The organism is Peribacillus sp. P4_C12 (assembly GCF_056402095.1).
In genome coordinates, this window is sequence record NZ_JBFUIB010000283.1 from 1 (window position 1) to 4,851 (window position 4,851).

3 protein-coding genes and 1 pseudogene are annotated in these 4,851 nt (G+C 34.6%); all 4 read left to right on the forward strand.

Annotation, left to right across the window (positions count from 1 at the left end):
• Nucleotides 1–230, forward strand: a pseudogene (locus tag AC1DUW_RS21070) (sulfite exporter TauE/SafE family protein); the annotation flags it as partial.
• Nucleotides 231–1,117: 887 nt separating this feature from the next.
• Nucleotides 1,118–2,707 (forward strand): GAF domain-containing protein, encoded by a 1,590-nt coding sequence (locus AC1DUW_RS21075; protein ID WP_477643375.1) that lies wholly within the window; start codon nucleotides 1,118–1,120, stop codon nucleotides 2,705–2,707.
• Nucleotides 2,611–3,309 (forward strand): PucR family transcriptional regulator, encoded by a 699-nt coding sequence (locus AC1DUW_RS21080; protein ID WP_477643377.1) that lies wholly within the window; start codon nucleotides 2,611–2,613, stop codon nucleotides 3,307–3,309. The genes AC1DUW_RS21075 and AC1DUW_RS21080 overlap by 97 nt, the downstream gene beginning before the upstream one ends.
• A gap of 175 nt (nucleotides 3,310–3,484) precedes the next feature.
• Nucleotides 3,485–4,851 (forward strand): class I adenylate-forming enzyme family protein (locus AC1DUW_RS21085; RefSeq protein WP_477643376.1); only part of this gene is annotated, 1,367 nt, incomplete at its 3' end.

Here is a 4,851-nt window from a genome sequence, read left to right on the forward strand (position 1 = left end):
CCTGGCTTGTTCGTATGCTTCCTGCTCAATTAATGGGGGTTTTAGTAGGTGGTTTCATCATTTTAATTAATGTAAGAACCCTTTTATCTACATGGGTTCCAGACGATGCACACATCTATATTTATGCAGTTATTGTCATTGGATGGATTGCAGGGATTTATTTTACAATCAATAAGATGTCTACGGCGAAAAAGAAAGGTTACGTGGAACAACAGCAGAATGTTTCTTAATATCGGTAGAAGGCAGAAGTAGATATTACAGATTTGTTTTACTAACTAATGAAAAACTCGTAGGTACATAGAATACCTACGAGAAAGGTCTTTTAATAAAAGCAATATGTTTTTGAGTATGAAATCTTCCTATGTATTCTTATGTATAGTCTACACCTGTTACAATGCAATAATGTAAATAAACATTGAAATGGCTTCTTTCATTAATAAAGGGAAGGGACGTATTCGCCTTGCAATAAAGAGACCACGACTAAAACTATCGAACCAAAAGGCTACCAGACATGATGAGTTCTTAACGTTTCATTCTTGTTCAGACTTTATAGGACTGATTTGACCATTTCTGGAGTTCGTGTCTAAACGCTTCATTGAATACTTCAGCTCCTACATTATTAAACGAACATGTATAAAAAACACATCCCAACTCTCCCTCATTCAATATTCCATTCTTTATTATAGATCCCATATATCGTTCCAATCTCTATTTACTGCTTTCAACCGAAGGAATTTGATGAACCATGTTATAGCCCCGCTGCATAATCTGATTTCCAAATAGTTTCAAAGTGAACTAAAAAGTGATTTCGCTTTATCGACAAAATTCCGTTCGTTAAACGCAATAAATTATAAATCTTCAAGGTTTTTCGATGTAGTATTCAAAAGCAAAGTATTGCTTATAAGAGCTTTATAAGTATGATGCTGAATAGAAACAAACAAGTTAGACATGGTACAAGAGCCGAAATAATTATTATTAAAAGGGGTTAAGCTGAAAAACTTCCAAATAAGAGGTTCGTTATTAACTGAAATTTCTGTTAGTTTAGGAAAAAAATAAAATTGTAATGTGTTAATATTGGTATTTTATTGTAAAGATATATGAAAAGGGGGGGAATTGATTGGAGCTTACAAAGAGAGAAAAATTGATAAGAAGAATTGACCGTCATCTTCGTGTAACGGCTAGGCAACTTATTATGTTCGATACAGAAGAAGAGACACTGAAGTTTCTAATAGATTCGTTTCAATTAGATTTAAACTGTGACTTTGTCTGTATTCTTTTGAATGAAGATGGATATTTAATTCCAAAGGTATTCAACGGTGAATCCGATTCATTCATAGAGAATTTCCCTATTAATATCAGGAATAACAGTTCTGACCTTTTAGAATATCCCTTGGCGTTTTCCGATTCGGAAGTAGAGAAAATACATGAACTTTCGGATGTGATTAGAAAAGAAAAGATACAATCATGGTTCACTGTTCCTTATAAAGGGGATTACGGAGTATCAGGTGTCTGTTTAATTGGTTTTAAAGATTTGGTTCCTTTATATCAAGAAATGGTATTGATTTTTACTGACTTTGGAAAAGATATTGCGGTTGCAATAAAATTAGCAAAGCAAAGAGAAGAACAGAAGAAAATCGGAATGGAGTGGATTACGGAAAGTTTATCCGTTAATTCACCAATAGAAAAAACTATTGGGAAAATAATAGAGAGAGCGGGAAAGGGAACTCAATCAAAGAGAGCTTGTGTTTATTTATATATAGAAAAAGATAATAGTTTCATTTTGCAAGAACCATGCTTTGGCCAACCACTGTCACTAAAGAGAATCGTTCCCCAGAATAATAAACTTATCGACTACTTTCCATATCTTGCTGCATGGGGAGGTAAAGCATTAACAKTTTCCTTAACGATGAATTTAAAAACGATTGGTGTGCTCCATGTAGAAGAGAAGGAAACTAACAACGGAATATATACAGCAGATGATTTACAAACTTTAAAATTAATGGCTCAACATATGGCTGCATTAATTGAAAATATCCGATTATTTGAAAGCGAAAAGGAGTATAAGCAAAGATTGCATATGCTGCTAGATTATCAGCAGGCCTTGGTAAAAGAAACGATTGAGCAAGATAGTTTTGTTGGTATAACAAATACAATCAGCGAACTTTTCTCTAGTTCGGTCTTACTCTTTGATCGGTTCATGAGACCTATTGCCCATTCCATGCATCCATTAGATAACGCTGACGTTCAGTTACTTATTGAACAGGCGACTTACCAGGTATTTCAAGGGCGTAATCAAGAAATTTGGCAGGCATCCATGGGTGATACGGAAAAAAAACTAATGATCTGGCCAATTAATCACGGAGGAGATCTTCTTGGACATTTGGCTATTCATCTAAACCAAAATGACATGGATGACTTTTTTAAGCTCAGTGTCAATATCGCTAGAAATATATTCTATTTGCAATTTATTAAACAAAAGCTTGTGTTTGATACGAAAGAACAGGTTAGGGATGGTTTTATCAATAAATTGTTAGTGCCTAATTTGATAAATGAAAAGAAATCATTCAATATGCAAATGTATTCAATTGGAATTTATTTTTACCTCACCGTATTTCTGTACTTTCTTTTAATTTTGGAAACAAAGTTGAATCTGAAAATGGAATTATTGAGTTTCAAGAGAAAAAAACCATGTTATTTAACCGGGTGAGGGAGTGGATTGCAGCATTTGATAAAGAAATTCTATTTGCAACTAAAGGGGAATTATTTATATTAATCGTCCCAATTTCAATAGAGAAAGATAACCCGAGGGAATTTTGGACTAAACTCTTTACCTATATCCAAAAGTGGAGCAAGACTGAACTGGCAAAGCCCTTCTATTTAGGCATAGGAGGAAAAACAGCAGCAATCGGTGACTATTTTGTTTCTTATCAACAAGCTGTGGAATCGCAAAACGTGATAATAAACCAGTTTAAAGAATCGAATTTTGTTCTTTATGATGATTTAGGAGCATACCCATTATTTCATCATTTGAAGAACAGTACATCGACCCGATTGTTCATAAAAAAATATCTAAGCCCTATTTTAAATAACTCTGATGACAAAAATAATACCCTTTTTCAGACACTGCGAGCTTATTTAAATAATAATGGAAGCATTAAAGAAACATCTGAGGAACTTTTCATTCATCGAAGTACACTGCAGTACAGAATGGAAAAGATTCAGAGCCTGTTGGATATCGAATTGACTAGTTCTGAACAGCGATTTAATCTGCAGCTCGCATTTAAATTAAATGACATCATTGATTTGTAATTCGACATGATGATGAAAAACTAAATACTTTTTCCTTCACGGTGCAGGTATTTTTGACTGCCCTATTTTTTTATAATGAAAATACAGACTATACAATACACAAGTGTGGTTTTTAAAAGGTTTGGTGATAAGACTTACAGAAAAAAATGAAAGCGATTACAGGGGGGCTAATAAGATGAAGGACATACAGACTATTCTTGAGAATGCTTACAAGGCGGAACCGGATAAGGAAGCTATATTCGATGGTTATAGGAGAATTACCTATAGGGAGTTATATTCAGATGTAGAAAATCTGTCATCAGCGCTTGCTCATTTAAATATTACAAAAGGAGATCGAGTGATGGTCTGCTTGCCAAATTGGCATGAATTCGTCACTATTACATTCAGCCTTGCTAAAATAGGAGCGATCATTGTTCCTTGTAATACAAGATATAAAGCAGATGAGCTCTCATACATATTAGAAAATTCGAGGTCAAAAGCAGTATTTTTAATAGACAATAATGATCATATAGAGATTTTTAAGAATAAAGTGAATAACACAATAGAAAGTAATGGACTTGAACAAATCTTTACGGTTCGATGTAAATCTGAAGGATATAGGTCTTTAGAAGAATTAATCGAGCTAGGAAGGGAAAAGTCTACCCCTAAAATCAGGATTGATTCTCGAGAAGATATATTTTCGATTCTATATACATCTGGTACTACTGGCAATCCAAAAGGTGTAATGCTGACTCATTATAATGTATTAAAAACTGCTCAATTAACCAATGTAGCATTGGAAAGTTCGAAGGAGGATGTATTCTTAATTCCTGTTCCTGTCTTTCATATATTTGGAATGGCTGCATCGATTGTGCCAGCCGTTGAGGCTGGAGCAAAAATGGTTTTGTTGGAAGAGTATAAAGCATTAAAAGCCTTAAGACTAGTAGAACAAGAGAAAATAACAGTCCATCAAGGAGTCCCAACTATGTTTATTTTGGAGCTTAATCACCCTGAATTTGCAGATATGGACTTATCCTCACTAAGAACAGGGATAATTGCTGCAGCTCCATGTCCCGAAGAAATTGTTAAAAAAATAAGAATCGAAATGGGTTGTAATATTGTTGTTGYTTATGGTTCTACAGAGACGTCTTCTACTCTTACTGTAACATCCTTGGAAGATGATGATATAATCCGCTCTCAAACAGTTGGAAAGCCAACTTCCGGTTCAAAAGTAAAAATTATTGATGCAAACAGAAAAGAGATGCCTACAGGTGAAATTGGAGAGATAATCTGTCGGAGCCCTGGGGTCATGAAAGGTTATTTTGAGATGCCTGAAAAAACTAGTGAAGCCATTGATTCAGATGGCTGGTTTTATACGGGGGATCTTGGAACAATAGATGATCAGGGGAACCTCCGAATTGTAGGCAGGAAAAAAGAGCTGATTATTAGGGGAGGTTATAATATCTATCCCCGAGAAGTCGAAGAATTGCTTTATCAGCATCATAGTATATTAGAAGTAACCATTATTGGTCTTCCAGATACTGTTATGGGTGAGGTGGCCTG